We start from the raw sequence: 17,910 nt of genomic DNA on the forward strand, positions 1-17,910 counted from the left end.
CTTAAGGCGCATCATGAATACAGAAACTCCTACAAAAGTTCAGTTGGTCACTATTGATGAAGACCATTTTGAACAACGCATTGACAATTATCTTCTCACCAAATTAAAAGGTGTCCCTAAAAGCATGATTTATAGAATCGTGCGAAAAGGTGAGGTGAGGGTTAATAAGAAAAGAGTTAAGCCCGAATACAAACTTCAACTTGAAGATGTTGTACGTATTCCGCCGGTTAGAATGGCTGAAAAAGATAATAGAAAAGCACCTTCAGCTAAATTATCTAAAGTGAGCCAATTAGAAACGCGCATCATTCATGAAGATAATCATCTTATTGTACTGAATAAACCAGCTGGTATCGCCGTTCATGGCGGCAGTGGCGTAGATTACGGTGTTATTGAAGGATTACGCTCTCTAAGACCTGATCAGAAGTTTTTGGAACTGGTGCATCGTTTAGATAAAGATACTTCAGGTGTTTTGCTTATTGCTAAAAAGCGTAGTGCGTTAAAGCATTTGCACGAGCAGCTTAGAAGTAAAACAATGCAAAAAGATTACCTTGCACTTGTAAGAGGTGATTGGCAGGCTAAAGACAAAGTGGTCAAAGTCCCTTTATTAAAAATCACCTTAAAATCTGGTGAGCGCATTGTTCGTGCGAACCAAGAAGGTAAGCCTTCTGAAACACGATATAAAATCATGCAGCGTTACCAAGGTTGTACATTAGTGAAAGCAAGCCCAGTGACAGGTCGAACGCATCAGATCCGTGTTCATTGTCAATATGCTGGTCATGCTATTGCTTGTGATGACAAATATAGTGAACAAAAATTTGATGACTCAATGAGAGCTAGAGGGTTAAATCGTTTATTTTTGCATGCCGCAGAACTTAAGTTTAAACATCCTGAAAATGATGAAATAACCACAGTTAAAGCACCATTAGATGATGTTTTGTTAGAGACATTAGATAAGTTAACTCGCGCATGAAGCTAGACAACATTAAACAGTATCAGTTAGTTATTTTTGATTGGGATGGCACATTAATGAATTCAATCGGCAAAATTGTCGACTGTATGCAGTGTGTCGCTCAAGAGCTAGCATTGGACATTCCCTCTGAACAAGCAGTAAGAGATATCATTGGTTTATCTCTTTTGCCTGTGATGGAAAAGCTATTTCCAAATAATTCCGATCGCTATGATGATTTACTCGCAGCTTACAAAAATTACTATCTCAATATCAATGTCACACCAACCCCCTTATTTGAAGGCATTGAACGCATACTGAAACAAATTAGTGATGCGGGATATACTTTAGCTATAGCAACAGGGAAAAGGCGAGAGGGTTTAGATCGTTTGTTAGCTGAAACGGGTCTTGGGCATTATTTTGTTGCCACCCGTTCTGCAGATGAAGCGCATTCTAAGCCGCATCCTTCAATGATTTTATCATTGCTTGAAGAACTCGACGTTAAAGCAGAACATGCTGTCATGATTGGAGACTCAAAGCTTGATATTGCTATGGCGAATAATGCTGGAGTGAGTAGCATTGCCGTAACTTACGGTGCTCACAGCTTAGAAGATTTATTAACTGAGTCGCCAACAGCAATGGTCCATACGCCTCAAGATATTTTATTGCATATATAAGTCGACTTATTATTTGTGGCCATTATTTGTCTTTAGTTGAAAGTGCTACTTAATCAATTAATATCAGTTTCTCGCATATCGCGTCAGCAACAAGATTTTAAGTTTTATCCAATAAAAAACCGATATTGATACATCGGTTTTTTTGTTGGGATAGATTCTGACTACATTCTTATTTTATTTAAGATATTTGATTTTTCTAGTTAACTGATACCTATAACACACTTATATTATGCTTCTTGAGTAACTTAATCAGCTGAATGAGCGGTAAGCCAATCAGTGTATTAGGATCATTTCCTTCAAGGCGCTCAAATAACGCAATACCTAATCCTTCTGCTTTAAAACTTCCGGCACAATATAAAGGTTGTTCTAATTCGACGTAGCGGGTTATTTCTGCAGTGGTTAGGTTTTTAAAGTGGACGGTAAACGGTTCTACAATACTGAATGCTTCTTTAGTGATGTTATGAATGACACTTAACCCGGTATAAAAAGTAATCGCTTTACCTGATGCTTGCTGAAGTTGCTTTATTGCATTTTCTTTTGTTAAGGGCTTTCCGATGATTTGCCCGTCAATTACGGCCACTTGATCTGATCCAATAACCACAGCTGGATTATCAGCAGATAAAACTAAATCAGCGGCCAATACTGAGGGCTCTGATTGATTATAGAGTTCTACACCTGCCAGAGCTTTTAATTGCGATAACCTTAATACGAGTTGCTGGGCAGTTTCACCTTCAAGGGCTGTTTCGTCAGTTTCTGGACTGATACATTCGAAAGGAAGCTGTAATTTTTCTAAAATGGCTTTACGAAAAGTAGACGTTGAAGCGAGGATAATTTTGGTGATCATGAGTCTGTATTCAATGAATTAGAAAATTACTTCTATATTACGTTAAAAATGAAGTCGAATGCAGTAATTTTAGTCGGATCGCGCTTGTGATCGCGAGCAACGACAGGTAAAATTTCATTTCGATCCATTTTAATGTTGGCGTTTAAGTAATGAGTCTAATTTGTCAGGTTAAGCAATTAACCGCATTTTGGATAAATTTCCTTTGACTCTAGCGTTTTCAAACTATAATATGCGCGCCTTATGCAAACAGTAAAGATACCAGTATCAATTGATCCTATTAGAACCGCAGCTAGTGGTCTTCGTTATGAAGGCATCGTGCCAGGGGTTCAAAATAAGCGATTAAACGAATTATGTGCTGGCGATTGTTCCGATGTGACAGTGTCGTTAGAATGTGGCGTCGATATTCAGGGGATAGTCTACCTTAACGGGAAGGCTGTGACGGAGCTCACTCTGCTATGTCAACGTTGTATGACACCATATACCACAAAGGTTACGGTCGACTTCTCCTATGGTCTTTGTAAGACTTTAGAAGAAATCGATGAGCTCCCGGATGCGTATGAGCCGATTGAGAGTAATGAAATTGGTGAAGTTCGTCTACATCAATTGATTGAAGATGAATTGATAATAGCTATGCCAATTATTCCTATGCATCAGAATGCTGATTGCAATCTAGGAACGAGCGACGTAGTTGTAGGCGAGATAGACCCTTCTCATGAGGAGCGTCCAAATCCGTTTGCAGTGTTAGAAAAACTGAAGAGCAAGTAATCTAGGAGACAAGTCAAATGGCTGTACAAAAGAATAAAAAATCACGTTCAAAGCGCGGCATGCGCCGTTCACATGATGCATTGGGTACTGCTCAATTATCTGTAGACGCAACTAGCGGTGAATTACATCTACGTCACAATGTGACTGCTGATGGTTTCTACCGCGGTGTAAAGGTTATCAACAAGTAATTTGTTGCTAATCTTATGACGAATCTGGCGCTCGCGTTAGATGTGATGGGGGGCGATAATGGCCCCCTCGTCACAGTGCCTGCAGCCTTGCAGGCACTGAAATTTAACTCCCAACTATCAATCTTTCTAGTCGGCGATCAAGCTGAAATAGAACCATATCTGATTGATATTGACGCTGACATACAAGCGCGAATTCAAATTGTACATACCACTGAAGTCATCACTATGTGTGATCGGCCGATTAGTGCTATCCGTTCGAAAAAACAAAGTTCAATGCGTTTAGCGTTAGATCTCGTTAAAGACGGAAAGGCGCAGGCGTGTGTAAGCGCGGGTAATACCGGCGCGTTAATGGCATTGTCCAAAATATTACTTAAAACGCTACCAGGCGTTGATAGGCCTGCTTTAGTAAGCTGTTTGCCTGCTGTTACCGGCAAACCAGTATATTTACTTGATTTAGGTGCCAACATTTCATGTGATTCTGAAACCTTGTTTCAATTCGCTGTTATGGGTTCTGTTTTATGTGAAGTTGTCCATAAACGTGCCAAACCCAAGGTCGCCCTACTTAATGTTGGAATAGAAGACATTAAGGGTAATGACCAAGTTCAACAAGCTGCTCAACATTTACTGCATACTGACCAAGTCAATTATACCGGTTTTATTGAAGGCGATGAGATATTCACTGGCAAGGTAGATGTTATTGTTTGTGATGGCTTTGTTGGCAATATCACTTTAAAGACATCCGAAGGTATTGCTAAGTTACTTGTCCACCAATTAAAACGTGGATTAACTCAAGGCTTTTTCGTACGTTTATTATCCAAGTTCCTCGCTCCACGTATACAAGCTGTACTCAGTAAGATGAACCCCGACCACTACAATGGTGCAAGTCTGATAGGATTGCGCGGAATAGTAGTAAAAAGTCACGGAAATGCTGATGAAGCCGCTTATTTACAAGCAATCAATTTAGCTGCAACAGAAGCAAACCGTCGTCTACCGGAAATGATTAAAGATCGTCTGGAGACGATTCTTTTAGACATCAATAGCTGATCTCATATATGCATACAAAAATTCTCGGAACTGGTAGTTATCTACCGGTGCAAGTTCGTAGTAATCTCGATCTCGAAAAAATGGTCGATACTTCAGATCAATGGATCGTGGAGCGTACCGGTATTTCAGAGCGTCGTATCGCTGCTGAAGATGAAACCGTTACCACCATGGGCTACCAAGCCGCAGTTAAAGCATTAGAAATGGCCGGTATCGAAGCAAGCGAGTTAGACATGATTGTCTGCGGTACGACAAGTGCCAGTAATGCGTTTCCGGCAGCAGCGTGTGAAATCCAAAAATTACTTGGTATTCATACCATTCCTGCGTTTGATATTGCAGCTGCGTGTTCAGGCTTTGTTTACGCATTGTCGGTAGCGAATCAATTTGTCAAAACAGGCGCTGCTAAAAAGGTTTTAGTGGTCGGTGCAGATGTTTTATCACGCTTGTGCGATCCAAAGGATCGCAGTACGGTAATTTTATTTGGTGATGGCGCCGGCGCCGCCGTTATTGGTGCCAGTGATCAACCTGGGATTATTTCCACCCATATTTATGCTGATGGCCGTCAAGGGGATTTATTGAAATGTTCTTTCCCTCCGCGTGCAAGTGAATCATCAGAAGCGGTAAGCTTTATGACCATGAAAGGTAATGAAGTATTCAAATTTGCTGTTACGCAGTTATCTCATGTGGTAACAGAAACCTTACGCATTAATAATATCGACAAGTCTGAGATTGATTGGTTGGTACCACATCAAGCGAACTTTAGAATTATTAAGGCGACAGCTAAAAAACTAGACATGAGCATGGATAAAGTGGTGTTAACGTTATCCAAGCATGGCAATACTTCAGCGGCTTCAGTGCCAATAGCATTAGATGAAGCTGTGAGAGATGGCCGTATTCAACGTGGGCAACTCATCTTACTCGAAGCCTTTGGCGGCGGGTTTGCTTGGGGAAGCGCCTTAGTTAGGTTCTAAGTTAAACGGTTAGACAAGCGTAAAATAATATTGATATATTTTACGTAAATAAAATAAGAATTAATTTTAAAACGAATACAAGGTAATAATTATCATGGAAAATATCGCATTTGTTTTCCCAGGCCAAGGCTCACAAGCCGTAGGCATGTTGGCTGATTTAGCCGTCGATTATCCTATTGTTACTGACACCTTTGCAGAGGCAAGTGCAGTACTAGGTTATGATTTATGGGCATTAGTCCAAGACGGCCCTGCAGACACTTTAAATGAAACTGATAAAACTCAGCCTGCATTATTAACTGCAAGTGTTGCATTATGGCGTGTCATTGAAGCAAGTGGTTCAGTTAAACCATCAATATTAGCTGGCCATAGTTTAGGTGAATACTCTGCATTAGTTTGTGGCGGCATTATCGATTTTAAAGACGCGGTCAAGCTAGTTGAATTACGTGGACAGTTAATGCAACAAGCTGTGCCTGCTGGTACTGGTGCTATGTATGCCGTTATCGGTTTAGACAATGATGCTATTGCAAAGGCGTGTGAAGAATCTGCCAATGGTGCTGTTGTAAGCCCGGTAAACTTCAACAGCCCAGGCCAAGTTGTTATTGCTGGCGAAAAAGAAGCAACAGAAAGAGCTGCGGCGGCTTGTAAAGCAGCGGGAGCCAAAATGGCTGTAGCGCTTCCTGTAAGCGTTCCTTCGCACTGTGCTTTAATGAAACCAGCTGCAGATAAACTGGCAATCGCATTAGAAAGCATTCAATTTAATCAACCTGTCATTTCGGTGATTAATAATGTTGATGTTGCAAGCCCTGACAATGCTGATTCCATCAAAGATGCATTGGTTCGTCAGTTATACTGCCCAGTACGTTGGAGTGAAACCGTTGAATTAATGGCAAGTCAGGGGATTACTGATTTGGCTGAAATCGGTCCAGGAAAAGTATTAACGGGTCTGTCAAAAAGAATTAATAAGTCATTAAAGGCGCAAGCAATCAATAATGCTGCATCTTTAACTGCACTAATATAATTACAGCTTTAGTCCAATAAGGAATTTTCATGAGCATTAGCTTAAATTTAGCCGGTAAAATTGCGTTAGTTACTGGTGCAAGTCGCGGTATTGGCCGTGCAATCAGTGAAACACTCGTTGAAGCTGGCGCCACAGTTATTGGCACCGCAACCAGTGAGAAAGGTGCTGCAGCAATTCAAGATTATCTTGGTGAAAATGGTTTCGGTTTAGTGTTAAATGTGACAGATACTGAATCAGTTGCTCAATTATTCGCCCAGATCAAAGAAAAAGCCGGTGATGTTGATATTCTAGTTAATAATGCAGGTATCACTCGTGATAATTTATTAATGCGAATGAAAGACGATGAGTGGCAGGATATTTTAGATACTAACCTGACATCATTGTTTAGATTATCTAAGCCGGTAATGCGGTCTATGATGAAAAAGCGTAGTGGGCGTATCATTAACATAGGTTCTGTTGTAGGAACCATGGGTAATGCTGGTCAAGTAAACTACTCTGCAGCAAAAGCTGGTTTGATAGGATTTACAAAATCTCTTGCAAGAGAGGTTGCATCTCGTCATATAACAGTTAATGCTATAGCACCTGGATTTATCCAAACAGACATGACTGACGAGCTAAATGAAGAACAGCAGCAAGCAATTATGTCGCAAGTTCCAATGGCTCGATTAGGTCAAGCGCAAGAAATAGCGAATGCTGTACTGTTTCTAGCATCTGACTCAGCTGCTTACATAACGGGTGAGACCCTGCATGTAAATGGCGGAATGTATATGGTTTAAGCGCCTTAATTGGCTTCGACTTTTATTGAATCTCGTTTGATATCAAAGTATGATAATTTTCGTGGTTAGACCACGAAAACTAAGCTTGCATTGTCAGCTGGATCGAATAAACTACTCGCAATCTTACGCAAGTGTGTAATTTGAATAGGAAAGAAAACTAATGAGCAACATCGAAGAACGTGTAAAGAAAATCATCATTGAGCAACTTGGCGTTAAAGAAGAAGACGTTAAATCAGCTGCATCATTCGTAGACGATTTAGGTGCAGATTCTCTGGACACTGTGGAATTGGTTATGGCTCTAGAAGAAGAGTTTGACACTGAGATCCCTGATGAAGAAGCTGAAAAGATCACTACTGTTCAAGCAGCGATCGATTACGTTTCAAAAAATCAGTAATACCTGATTCTCTAAAACAGGTGGCATTTATGCCGCCTGTTTTTGTTTGTGCTGTCGAAACATTTTCGACTAAACTGTCTAAATAAAGTCCGTTAATCCCTCATTTCTTATCATTAGCTCAATCTTTTATTTCTTGATTAATGATGGGTTAGCAATCTATTCAATTGGCGACTGCCAAATAATACAAAGGTGAATGCTGTGTCTAAACGTCGTGTTGTCATTACAGGCTTAGGACTAGTTACTCCAGTGGGTAACGATGTCGATACTACTTGGCAATCTTTATTAGCTGGTAAAAGTGGTATTGCACCCATTACCAAATTTGATGCAACTGAATACGGAACACGTTTCAGTGGCTCGGTAAAAGATTTTGACGTCGAACAATACTTGTCTCGCAAAGATGCGCGTAAAATGGATTTATTTATCCAATACGGCATGGCAGCAGGTATTCAAGCGATTAATGACTCTGGTCTTGATATGGCGCAAGAAAACCCTTCTCGCGTCGGAACTGCAGTTGGCGCAGGCATGGGCGGCTTACCATTAATCGAGAAAAATCATAGTGCATTATTAAGTGGCGGACCTCGAAAAGTCTCTCCATTTTTTGTTCCAAGCACCATCATTAATATGATTTCAGGTCACTTATCGATTAAATACGGTATGACAGGACCTAATTTCGCCGTCACAACAGCTTGTACTACTGGTGTTCATAATATTGGTTTCGCTGCACGAACCATTGCTTACGGCGATGCCGATGTGATGGTTGCTGGCGGTGCAGAAGATGTTACATGTCCAATCGCAGTAGCTGGTTTTGGTTCTGCTAAAGCACTATCAACCCGCAATGACGACCCAACAGCTGCAAGTCGCCCTTGGGATAAAGACCGTGATGGTTTTGTTATCGGTGACGGCGCTGGCGTTATGGTGATGGAAGAATACGAACATGCAAAAGCACGCGGCGCTAAAATATATGCTGAATTAGTTGGCTTTGGTATGAGTGGTGATGCTTTTCATATGACATCTCCACCAGCTGATGGTGCAGGCGCTGCTGCGGCAATGGTTAATGCCATTAATGATGCCAAAATAGAGAATGAATCTGTGGGTTACATTAATGCTCATGGCACATCGACACCTGCAGGAGATAAAGCTGAAGTTGCTGCAGTGAAGTCGGTATTTGGCGCTCATGCTTATGATTTACTGGTGAGCTCAACTAAGTCGATGACAGGGCATTTATTAGGCGCTGCAGGCTCTGTTGAAGCGATTATCACGATTCTCGCATTACGCGATCAAATTGTACCGCCAACGCTTAATTTGGATAACCCAGATGAAGGTTGTGATTTAGATTTTGTTGCACATAAAGCCAAAGCACATAACTTTGACTATGCATTGTGTAATTCTTTCGGATTTGGTGGAACCAATGGTTCGTTGCTATTTAAAAAGCTTGAGTCATAAATAATATTCAATAAAAAAGCAGTAACGGTAACGTTACTGCTTTTTTTATAGTTAATTTTTGTGTAACGGATTTTTATTATCAATTTTTACCCAAATTTTACGATTAAATATGTCATTGGTTAAAACCAGTATCGAACCGAAGGTACTTAAGGATTAAGTATTTTATTAACTGTGATGATATCTTTAGGTCGACCTGTAAATTGAATAACATCGCCACGTTGAATATTAAGTTCAGGAACGATCACTAAATCATCATTGTCACGTTCAAATTGAGTGATACAAACATCAATTTCTGTATCTTTATTCAAGCGCTGTTTTAATTCCTGTAGTGATTCTTTATTAAACTCATCATTTTCTACGACAAATAGCATATTACTCTCAATAATACTGTCAGAATTAGCAATGGGTATCTCTGTGCCTATGAGGTTATCGTCGAAATAGAAGAGGGCATTATTTCTTCCTGTAATGGTAACGACATCGCCTATATTTATTGGTTTATTACCTTGATCTGTCGTTCTGTTGCTCATTGTCATTTCAAAACAAACATCGATTGATGCAGCATTAATTTGAGCTAATGTTTTACCTAAAATAGTGCTATTTTTATTAACTTGAAAAGATCTTGAAGCTAAACTTTTGGCTGTATCGATTTGCTTGGGTATATTTTTTTCTATTTTTTGTATCTTGACCGTTTTATACTTTATTCCACTAATGAAACCAACGGCGTAAATGACTATACCTATTAGCATCAGGCTCAGATCTAATTCAATATGAAGGTGCAATATTGGGATGAGTATCACCCCAATAATGGCGCTTATAACACCACCAATGATCAGGTTACGTATTGTCGCCAACGCAATAATATAGCCAAGTATCAAGGTCATGATAAAGGCAATGTATTGGTGAGAATCTAATATATTTTGGATGTGTTCCATAGCGTTACTACTTATTCGTTAATTAGCCCATGAACCATGATTACTGGCTTGAGTTTCATGCCAGAGTATCTTCACTCATGACATTTTCATTTTACGATTAAATAGTAAGACAACTTAGATAAATGCAATAATCACTTTTGCATGATTAAATCCATCAAAAAACAATGTAATGGTGTACATGTCTAACCTAAATGTTACAAAGGCTTTTTCTGAGTGGTTAAAATTTTTCTCTGTCGAACCTCGTCAACATAATCAGTTATCATTGAGGAAATTATTTTCTTTACTGGCATAACCTGCTTGGAATGGGGATTCCAAAGTGCAATTGGGATATTTATAGCGTCTTTTAATTGTTCTATATCAATTTTAAATAGTACATCAGGATGTTCTTCAATTTCATTGATTGATTTTGGTAATAAACTCCAGCCTAGTCCTTCACGTACCATTCTTATGATTAAGGATAGTTGATCCACAACCTCATATTCAGACGATAAAATAACTTTTTTGGCCATATCATCATCGAGCATTGATTTTAATACAAATTGGCGGCTAGATTTCATTTTTATAAAGGTTTCATCGGATTTTAGTTTAGCTAATTCCGAGTCGGCGGCTGTATAAGCAACAAAATTCATATTACCCAAAAAAGTATAATCAATACTATTAATGACTTTACTTTCATGAACATTCACTATGCCAAAATGAATTGTACCATCTTGAATCCCCGCTTTAATTTCAGATTTCGACTTAACTAAGAAATTGACTCTCATATCTGGGAGATCAATTAAAAGTTGATGCCTTATAAGCGTCATTAGTTGTTGAGGTACGAAGCTGCAATATCCAATGGAGACTGATTCCAGTCCACCATAAGCTAAGCTCATCGCCACTCTGTCAAATGTTCTCGATTGTTCAATGGCTTGCTTTGCATAGTGATAGAGTAAAACCGCATCTTCTGTAGGTTCAACTGAGCGACCAATTCTTTCAAATAGTTTAATGGCTAACTGATCTTCCAAGTTGGTAATCACTTGACCAATAGTTGTGCGATGCTTATCGAGCTTAACTGCTGCTTTACTAAAAGCCTTCTGCTCATAAACGGTCACAAATGCGAGTAGCTGTTCCAAACTAAAATTCATGTTTTTACTCTACTTAGATTATTAATGCTGCCGTATTAAAAATATTTGTCTTTATCAATATAGCCAATTTTATCAATTGTTTTTACTGACTAATAACAAAATAACATATTTGTTTTTGTTGTTGTCAATTTTTGTAGGGTTTAGTCCGTCATAGCCGATTATTCAATTCCATTAATTACTCATAAAATGGCTCCATGGATGCGAGAAAGGTTTTCGATAAACCCTAATTCTGGCGAGAATGATCAAAATGAGAATTAACGAATATGAACATAATGCCCCATGAAATCGCCATCGGTGATGTCTACTTTCCGCCATTATTGATAGTCGCTGCTTTAGCTTACTTACTCACTGGTGTTGTAAGTTTTATCAGCACCAAACTGGGTTGGTACAAATATGTTACTGCGTTAGCCATCGTTGAGTTATCTATATTCATCTTATTTATTGGGCTTATTAGCCTGTTTATCACAATTTTTTAGTAGGTATATCCAATGTTTAAACGTTATATGATCACATTGTTATTTGTCGTAGCGGCATTATGCGTTATGTATTCTGAGTACCAAACGTACGTCGATAATCCTTGGACAAGAGACGGCCAAGTCCGTGCTTATGTGATACAAGTGACCCCAAGGGTAACTGGTCAAATAGTGAGTATTAATGTCAAAGATAATAGCCGAGTAGAAAAAGGTGATGTGATATTTGAAATTGATCCAAGCTTATATGAAACCAATTTCCACAAGGCCATTGCCTCAAATAAACAGGCTGCGGCGTTAGTCAATAAAGCGAAGAACGAATTGAATAGGGCGGTTAACTTAGAAAAGCTAACACCTGGAGCACAGTCTGAATTAGCTCTCAATAATCTACAGAATGCTGTTGAATCTGCTGATGCTAATGCTTTATTGGCAAAAGCGCAGATGGATGAAGCACAACTGAATTTAGCTTATACCAAAGTCACAGCACCTACCGATGGTTACATTACCAATTTCAATGCCAGCATTGGTTCACAAGTTATTGCTAATTCACCAGTAGTTGCATTAATTGATGAAAATAGCTTTTGGGTTGAAGGTTTTTTCAAAGAAACAGATTTAAGTAATGTCGATGTTAATAATAAAGCGCAGGTAACATTATTGATGCACGATAAACAACTTCTTAATGGCGAGGTTCAAAGTATAGGATATGGTATTTCTAAAACCGATGGCAGTACCGGTAATGCATTGTTACCTAATGTTAACCCAAGTTTTGAATGGATCCGTTTGGCTCAAAGAATACCAGTAAAAATAAAACTTAAAAATGTCCCTGACAACATTCAATTAAGAGTCGGCATGACGGCATCTATAAAAATTCAAAAGCAACATGTGACTAATTCATCAAGTAACTAATTCATCAAGTCACTAATGCTTATAGTTATCAAAACATAGAGTCAATAAAGCATTAAGTCACTAGATAAAGTCGAGAATATTATGCTGAGCTTAAATATTAAAGAAGCGATTAAAATTTCATTAGCTGTGGGGATTGCAATTGCGTTAGGAATGCTTTTTCAATGGGAAAAATCATATTGGGCTGCAATTACCGTTATCGCAATTTCAGCGAATGAGACATTTGGACACGGTATTCAAAAGGGCAGGAATCGAATTTTAGGTACGTTCATTGGAATTATCTATGCATTATTACTTGTTGGTCTCTTTTCTCAGTCGCACCTACTTTTCATTAGTTTCTTTTTACTATTTTTAGTCATTTGTGTTTATTTTGCAGATGGCCTTAGGTTCGGTTATGCCTTTACCATGGCTATCACTGTTTGCTCTATTGTGGCTATTATAGGTGCAAGTAGCGGTGAAATATCATTTTCTGTGGCCATTTTACGGATACAAGATACCATACTTGGATTGTTAGTTTACGCGACTGTTTACCGGTTTATTTGGCCTACAACTACCGAAGGTGTTTTTTTTGATACGCTCCGCTTAGCTTTATCTAATCTCCAAACAATGCAATCTCAGTTGCAAAAAGCAACAAAGAATAATCATCAAGTTGATATCAGAGATGAGGTACTTAATTGTCAACTGCAACTTAATAAATTATCAGAATTAATTTCAATGCCCTTAATTGCTAGCTATCAATTACAACATGAGAAAAAGCAATGGCTGTTTATTATTGATACTTGCCAAGACTTATTATTACAAATAAAAAGACGGATTTCAGAGTTCAACCTACTACAAAATAAAAGTGAAGCAACAAATGCAATTCAACAGTCACATGCCGATATTGAGCAATTAAAAGCTGCAACCAATGCTGATAGTAAAGCAAGAGCTGAGTATATCGCTGGACGTGAAAACCATGAAATATCGATAAAGGTTGCTACAAATCAGTCTTCCGGTTTGTCTAACATTCAGTTGATGAGAGCCTTTACCGCTTTTACTATATCGGCAACTTGTTTTTCTTTATGGATATACTTTGCCATTCCTGGCGGGGTTATATTTCCGTTAATGGGTTCGGTACTTGCTGTTGTGACAGTTGCTTTACCTTATAGCATAGTCAAACAGGCAATGTGGGGTATTTTGGGGTGGGGGATATTTTTCATTGCTCAGTATTGTTTCATTTTACCTCACTTTACCGAACTGTGGCAGTTAGTGAGTTTCTATATGGTTAATACGTTTATTTTATGGATGGTATGTTCCAAGCCGTCTTTGGGCTTGCACAAACTACTTGGAGGTAATTTGATGTTAGTGATGAGCATGAATGCATTACATTTAATTCCACAATATGATGTTAAGACAGCTTTATTGATGGTATCGATTATGACGATATGTTCCGCTATCGCACTATTTTATAACAAGTTATTTTTAGTTCCTGCAAAGCCATAAATTACCTTGTACGAATTTCAATATATGGCTTATCGCTATAAGCCATATATTGATGTGTCGTGGTCACCATTCTAACAATTATGTATTTAGCCTCGCCTTGTTGATCTTTTATTAACTTAACAACCTCTTATTTACTTACTAAAACTACATAAAATTTAATCATCGTGGTTCAGTTCTTATTCTCGCTAAACCTTTTATCTGATTCTGGTTCAGTTTTTATCTAATTAAGTGTTTAATTTCTTATAGTTAAGGCATGTAGGGTGTCATCCATCAAGTGCGATTACAAGCTTTTCACATCTGCTCATAAAATACCCCCATCAAACGGAAACAAGATTAGTTTTTTAGTCAGCAATATTAATTTTACTTTGCATGTCTGATTTCAATCCCACATCCGAATCTAAACCTGATGTTAGGTTTCATTTATTTTTGCCAATGATTGGCGTTTCTAAGGGTTATAGAAATGAACAGAACTGAATCGCACTCGCTCAACAATGTCTCTAATCGTTTATCTATGTTCAAAGTACTGCCATTAACTTTGGCTTTAGCTTTTTCATCTGCTGCATACGCTGAAGATGACATTGAAATCGAAAACGTTGTGCAGTCCCAATTAGCTAGTTCAGCCGACAAAAGTGTATTTGAACAATATGGCATTTCAGATGAAATTTTAAAACTAGGTTTAAGTTCGTTAGCATTAGGCGACCAAAAAGTAGAACACGCACTATTAAAAGTTGAACTTGGTGATGCTATATCGGAGTCAGAGGTTTTTCTTGTTCAAAGCAATGACAGCCGTGGCAACATTGACTTACGTATAAAGTATGATCAAGGAAAAATAGACGAAGATGTAGACGTTATTGCTAAAATTGAGTCTCTAACAAAAACCGAGTATCGCTTGAAAGATTATTTGGAGAGCTATGACAAGTCATCCGTCATTGTTGATCAAATTTCTGATAATGAAATTGAAGTCAGTTTTAATTACTCTAAGTATGGATTGCCACAAGATATTGCCTATTTTCGTTTCATGAGAGCAAAACTCACGATTGTAGATGGCGAAGCCACTAAAATGGTTATTACCAACTCTAAGCCTTTTAGTTTCGATTACGGTATTAGAGTTGAGCAATATACCCAAACAGTTGATCTGATGACATTGGTTAATGGCCAAACCATTGTCAAAAATAAAGTAATTGAAGCTGTGGGGAAAAAAGGTAATGAGGATGCAACCTATACATCTATTACCCGCCCTGTTGCATATTATGATGATATTTTAGGCACGGTTGTACTTGATGACAAATTACTGGAAACAGTGTCAGACCCTCGTATTCGTGAAGAAAAAGTCGACTTGGATAGATTATTCCCAATTTTAGGTGATTTGGTTCGTCAGCAAGGTATAGATGTGCCGTTGCCATTTGGTTTCTCAGTGGGATATCGAAATCAGGATATGAATGTTGGTTTTGATAGTTTTGATATTATGGGGGCTAATTTAGATGAGTTTTTTGATCCCTCTAGTTCATTTGGTACGGTTAGCGCTCAAAGCTACAATATTAGAGCTGATTTAAATATTTTACCTTTTTGGAATGTTTATGGCTTTATTGGTAAAGTTGATATTGATGCAATTGTCGATGCGAAATACACCGGTAAGATGAAAGACGTTTTGGAAGATAAGCTTGGTGTTGTTGGCGGAGGATTGGCTTGTAGTGCTTTAGCGAGTCAAGGTGCTGATATTTGTTCCCCAGGAAGAGTACAAGTTCCTTTAGAGCTACATTATGACCTAGCAGGATTCGGTACGACTTTATCTGTCGGTTATAAAGAGTTTTTTGCATCAGTCACGGCCACATATTCACAAACTCGTCTTGAAGGTCTTGATACTTGGGGTGACCCAATAATCAGTATTCAACCTATGGTGGGGTATCAGTTTCTAGATTTCCGTGCTCAGGTCTTTATAGGTGCAGAATATCAGGGTCTTAAACCTAAAATGACCGGTAACTTAGGCGACATTTTAGGCATTGGTGAAGATTTTACCTACGATGTAGGTGTTGACATGAAAGAGTGGGCTTACTTAATTGGTTTTAATAAACAGATAGGTAAACACCTTAATTTAACCGGTTTATACAATAAAGGTGAAACCCGCAGTTCGTTCACTTTAAACCTTGGCTATAGGTTCTAAAAAATTTTGATAAAAAAGCCTAATCTAACGATTAGGCTTTTTTGTTTCTGTCGCAATGATTGTTACTTTTAATAGTACCCAGTCACAACCCTCACTTTTTATGTGTATTTACGATATTTACCGGTTATTTTTTATCGATATCTTAATGTTTTATCTTATTTAATTAATTAGCTGCTTTTTTTACTCATTTTTGATGATAATTATCGTAAACTGACATTAATTACGTGAATTAGGAGGCTGTATGGCCGGAGTAGATAGACAAATCACCTTAAGATTTTTAGCTGAACCTGCCGATGTTAATTTTGGCGGTAAAGTACATGGTGGTGCAGTCATGAAGTGGATCGATTTAGCCGCATATGCTGGCGCTGCAGGTTGGAGCGGTAAATACTGTATTACCGTCTATGCTGGCGGCATACGTTTCGTTAAACCAATCCACGTGGGCAATATTGTTGAAGTTAGCGCTAAAGTGATTTATACCGGCACTTCATCAATGCATTTAGGTATTGCGGTAAAAGCGGGCGATCCCAAAGAGCCTGAGCGTCATTTGACAACCCATTGCATTGTTATCATGGTTGCTGTTGACGATGATGGTAAACCTACATCGGTACCTGAGTGGATCCCACAAACAGAAGATGATGTTCGTTTGAGAGATTCAGCGTTACGATTAATGGATATGCGTAAAAAAATTGGTTCAGAAATGGAAGCGCACGTTAAACCTGCTTTATAGGTTCAAACCCACGTTTTTATATACTGAAATTTTACGTTAGTTATATCAAAATTGTTAAGTTAGCTTGAGCGCTAATTCGTATAAAACCTGCGAACTACAATAAGAATAGATAAGGAATTTTATGGCAAAGGTAGCATTTATTGGCTTAGGCGTGATGGGATACCCAATGGCCGGCCACTTAGTGAAACAAGGTCATCAAGTGACAGTGTATAACCGCACCACAGCGAAAGCGCAGCAATGGGCCAAAGAATATAATGCTGAATTTGCGCTTACACCAAAACTTGCCGCGATGGAGCAAGATATTGTGTTTACCTGTGTGGGTAATGATGATGACCTTCGTCAAGTGGTACTCGGTGATGACGGTGTTATTCACGGTATAAAATCAGGTGCAACATTAGTTGACCATACCACTGCTTCTGCTGATGTTGCTCGAGAAGTTGCCGCCATTTTAGCTAAACAAAATGTTGAGTTCCTCGATGCACCTGTATCTGGTGGTCAAGCGGGTGCTGAAAATGGTGTTCTAACTGTGATGATGGGCGGCAAAGAAGCTATCTTTAATCAAGTCAAACCGGTTATTGATGCCTATAGCCGCTGCGCTGAACTGCTTGGTGATGTGGGTTCAGGCCAGTTGACTAAAATGGTCAATCAAATCTGTATCGCAGGTGTAGTTCAAGGATTAGCTGAAGGCTTACATTTTGCTAAAAGTGCTGGGCTTGATGGTCTAAAAGTAGTTGAAGTTATTAGTAAAGGCGCCGCTCAAAGTTGGCAAATGGAAAATCGCTATCAAACTATGTGGCAAGGTGAATATGACTTTGGTTTTGCGATTGATTGGATGCGTAAAGATTTAGGTATTGCTTTAGAAGAAGGGCGCAAGAATGGCAGTCATTTACCTGTAACGGCTTTAGTCGATCAGTTTTATTCTGAAGTTCAAGCAATGAAAGGTAATCGCTGGGACACATCAAGTTTATTAGCCCGGTTAGAAAAAAATCGTTAATTGAATAACGTTACAAAATATTCATAGCGATAAATTAAAAAGCTCACCATT

The 17,910-nt window shown here is 38.6% G+C and carries 19 protein-coding genes; 16 read left to right on the plus strand and 3 right to left on the minus strand.

Features of this window, described 5'->3' with window-relative positions; genetic code table 11:
- The first annotated feature begins 13 nt into the window (after window positions 1-13).
- Entirely contained in the window at window positions 14-970 is a 957-nt protein-coding gene (rluC, locus tag FPK91_RS01550) for a 23S rRNA pseudouridine(955/2504/2580) synthase RluC (RefSeq protein ID WP_144207024.1), read from the plus strand.
- On the plus strand, window positions 967-1,623 hold the full coding sequence (locus FPK91_RS01555; protein WP_144207026.1) for an HAD family hydrolase: 657 nt from the start codon (window positions 967-969) through the stop codon (window positions 1,621-1,623). Before rluC ends, FPK91_RS01555 begins: the two co-directional genes overlap by 4 nt.
- A 211-nt stretch (window positions 1,624-1,834) precedes the next feature.
- Here FPK91_RS01555 and FPK91_RS01560 read toward each other — a convergent pair whose 3' ends face one another.
- Window positions 1,835-2,467 (minus strand): Maf family protein, encoded by a 633-nt coding sequence (locus FPK91_RS01560; RefSeq protein WP_144207028.1) that lies wholly within the window; start codon window positions 2,465-2,467, stop codon window positions 1,835-1,837.
- 240 nt (window positions 2,468-2,707) lie between these two features.
- Here FPK91_RS01560 and yceD point away from each other — a divergent pair, with 240 nt between their 5' ends.
- From yceD to fabF, 8 genes are all read left to right on the plus strand, one after another.
- A complete protein-coding gene (gene yceD, locus FPK91_RS01565; RefSeq protein WP_144207030.1) occupies window positions 2,708-3,232 on the plus strand; it encodes a 23S rRNA accumulation protein YceD in 525 nt (174 codons plus the stop codon).
- A 17-nt stretch (window positions 3,233-3,249) separates the two neighbouring features.
- On the plus strand, window positions 3,250-3,420 hold the full coding sequence (gene rpmF / locus FPK91_RS01570) for a 50S ribosomal protein L32 (RefSeq protein ID WP_144207032.1): 171 nt from the start codon (window positions 3,250-3,252) through the stop codon (window positions 3,418-3,420).
- 15 nt (window positions 3,421-3,435) lie between these two features.
- A complete protein-coding gene (gene plsX / locus FPK91_RS01575) occupies window positions 3,436-4,464 on the plus strand; it encodes a phosphate acyltransferase PlsX (RefSeq protein WP_144207034.1) in 1,029 nt (342 codons plus the stop codon).
- Window positions 4,465-4,472: 8 nt separating this feature from the next.
- Window positions 4,473-5,432, plus strand: a complete 960-nt coding sequence (locus FPK91_RS01580; protein WP_144207036.1) for a beta-ketoacyl-ACP synthase III — start codon at window positions 4,473-4,475, stop codon at window positions 5,430-5,432.
- Between the two features lie 94 nt (window positions 5,433-5,526).
- Window positions 5,527-6,450: an ACP S-malonyltransferase gene (gene fabD, locus FPK91_RS01585; protein ID WP_144207038.1), complete on the plus strand. Its 924-nt coding sequence runs from the start codon at window positions 5,527-5,529 to the stop codon at window positions 6,448-6,450.
- Between the two features lie 29 nt (window positions 6,451-6,479).
- Window positions 6,480-7,226 (plus strand): 3-oxoacyl-ACP reductase FabG, encoded by a 747-nt coding sequence (gene fabG, locus FPK91_RS01590; RefSeq protein WP_144207040.1) that lies wholly within the window; start codon window positions 6,480-6,482, stop codon window positions 7,224-7,226.
- A 160-nt stretch (window positions 7,227-7,386) separates the two neighbouring features.
- On the plus strand, window positions 7,387-7,620 hold the full coding sequence (acpP, locus tag FPK91_RS01595; RefSeq protein WP_011496723.1) for an acyl carrier protein: 234 nt from the start codon (window positions 7,387-7,389) through the stop codon (window positions 7,618-7,620).
- Between the two features lie 198 nt (window positions 7,621-7,818).
- Window positions 7,819-9,063 carry a beta-ketoacyl-ACP synthase II gene (gene fabF, locus FPK91_RS01600; RefSeq protein ID WP_144207042.1) on the plus strand — a complete coding sequence of 415 codons (1,245 nt, stop codon included), beginning with the start codon at window positions 7,819-7,821 and terminating at the stop codon, window positions 9,061-9,063.
- A gap of 146 nt (window positions 9,064-9,209) precedes the next feature.
- On the opposite strand, the gene FPK91_RS01605 is transcribed toward fabF, so the two are convergent.
- Window positions 9,210-9,995, minus strand: a complete 786-nt coding sequence (locus FPK91_RS01605) for a hypothetical protein (protein WP_144207044.1) — start codon at window positions 9,993-9,995, stop codon at window positions 9,210-9,212.
- A gap of 194 nt (window positions 9,996-10,189) precedes the next feature.
- A complete protein-coding gene (locus FPK91_RS01610; RefSeq protein WP_144207046.1) occupies window positions 10,190-11,122 on the minus strand; it encodes a LysR family transcriptional regulator in 933 nt (310 codons plus the stop codon).
- 263 nt (window positions 11,123-11,385) lie between these two features.
- Between FPK91_RS01610 and FPK91_RS01615 the strand changes: the two genes are divergently transcribed.
- The 6 genes from FPK91_RS01615 to FPK91_RS01640 all read left to right on the plus strand — a co-directional run bounded on the left by FPK91_RS01615 (window position 11,386) and on the right by FPK91_RS01640 (window position 17,859).
- On the plus strand, window positions 11,386-11,598 hold the full coding sequence (locus tag FPK91_RS01615; RefSeq protein ID WP_144207048.1) for a DUF1656 domain-containing protein: 213 nt from the start codon (window positions 11,386-11,388) through the stop codon (window positions 11,596-11,598).
- Between the two features lie 12 nt (window positions 11,599-11,610).
- Entirely contained in the window at window positions 11,611-12,498 is an 888-nt protein-coding gene (locus FPK91_RS01620; RefSeq protein WP_144207050.1) for an HlyD family secretion protein, read from the plus strand.
- A gap of 81 nt (window positions 12,499-12,579) precedes the next feature.
- A complete protein-coding gene (locus tag FPK91_RS01625) occupies window positions 12,580-13,977 on the plus strand; it encodes an FUSC family protein (RefSeq protein WP_144207052.1) in 1,398 nt (465 codons plus the stop codon).
- Window positions 13,978-14,437: 460 nt separating this feature from the next.
- Complete coding sequence (locus FPK91_RS01630) at window positions 14,438-16,138, plus strand: porin family protein (RefSeq protein WP_227006656.1); 1,701 nt, start codon at window positions 14,438-14,440, stop codon at window positions 16,136-16,138.
- 241 nt (window positions 16,139-16,379) lie between these two features.
- The gene (locus FPK91_RS01635) at window positions 16,380-16,865 is read left to right on the plus strand and encodes an acyl-CoA thioesterase (protein ID WP_144207055.1); all 486 of its coding nucleotides are present in this window, start codon (window positions 16,380-16,382) and stop codon (window positions 16,863-16,865) included.
- 121 nt (window positions 16,866-16,986) lie between these two features.
- Window positions 16,987-17,859, plus strand: coding sequence for an NAD(P)-dependent oxidoreductase (locus FPK91_RS01640; RefSeq protein WP_144207058.1), 873 nt, complete (start codon window positions 16,987-16,989; stop codon window positions 17,857-17,859).
- Window positions 17,860-17,910 lie beyond the last annotated feature (51 nt).

Source organism: Shewanella donghaensis (assembly GCF_007567505.1).
In the GTDB taxonomy this organism is placed as follows: domain Bacteria; phylum Pseudomonadota; class Gammaproteobacteria; order Enterobacterales; family Shewanellaceae; genus Shewanella; species Shewanella donghaensis.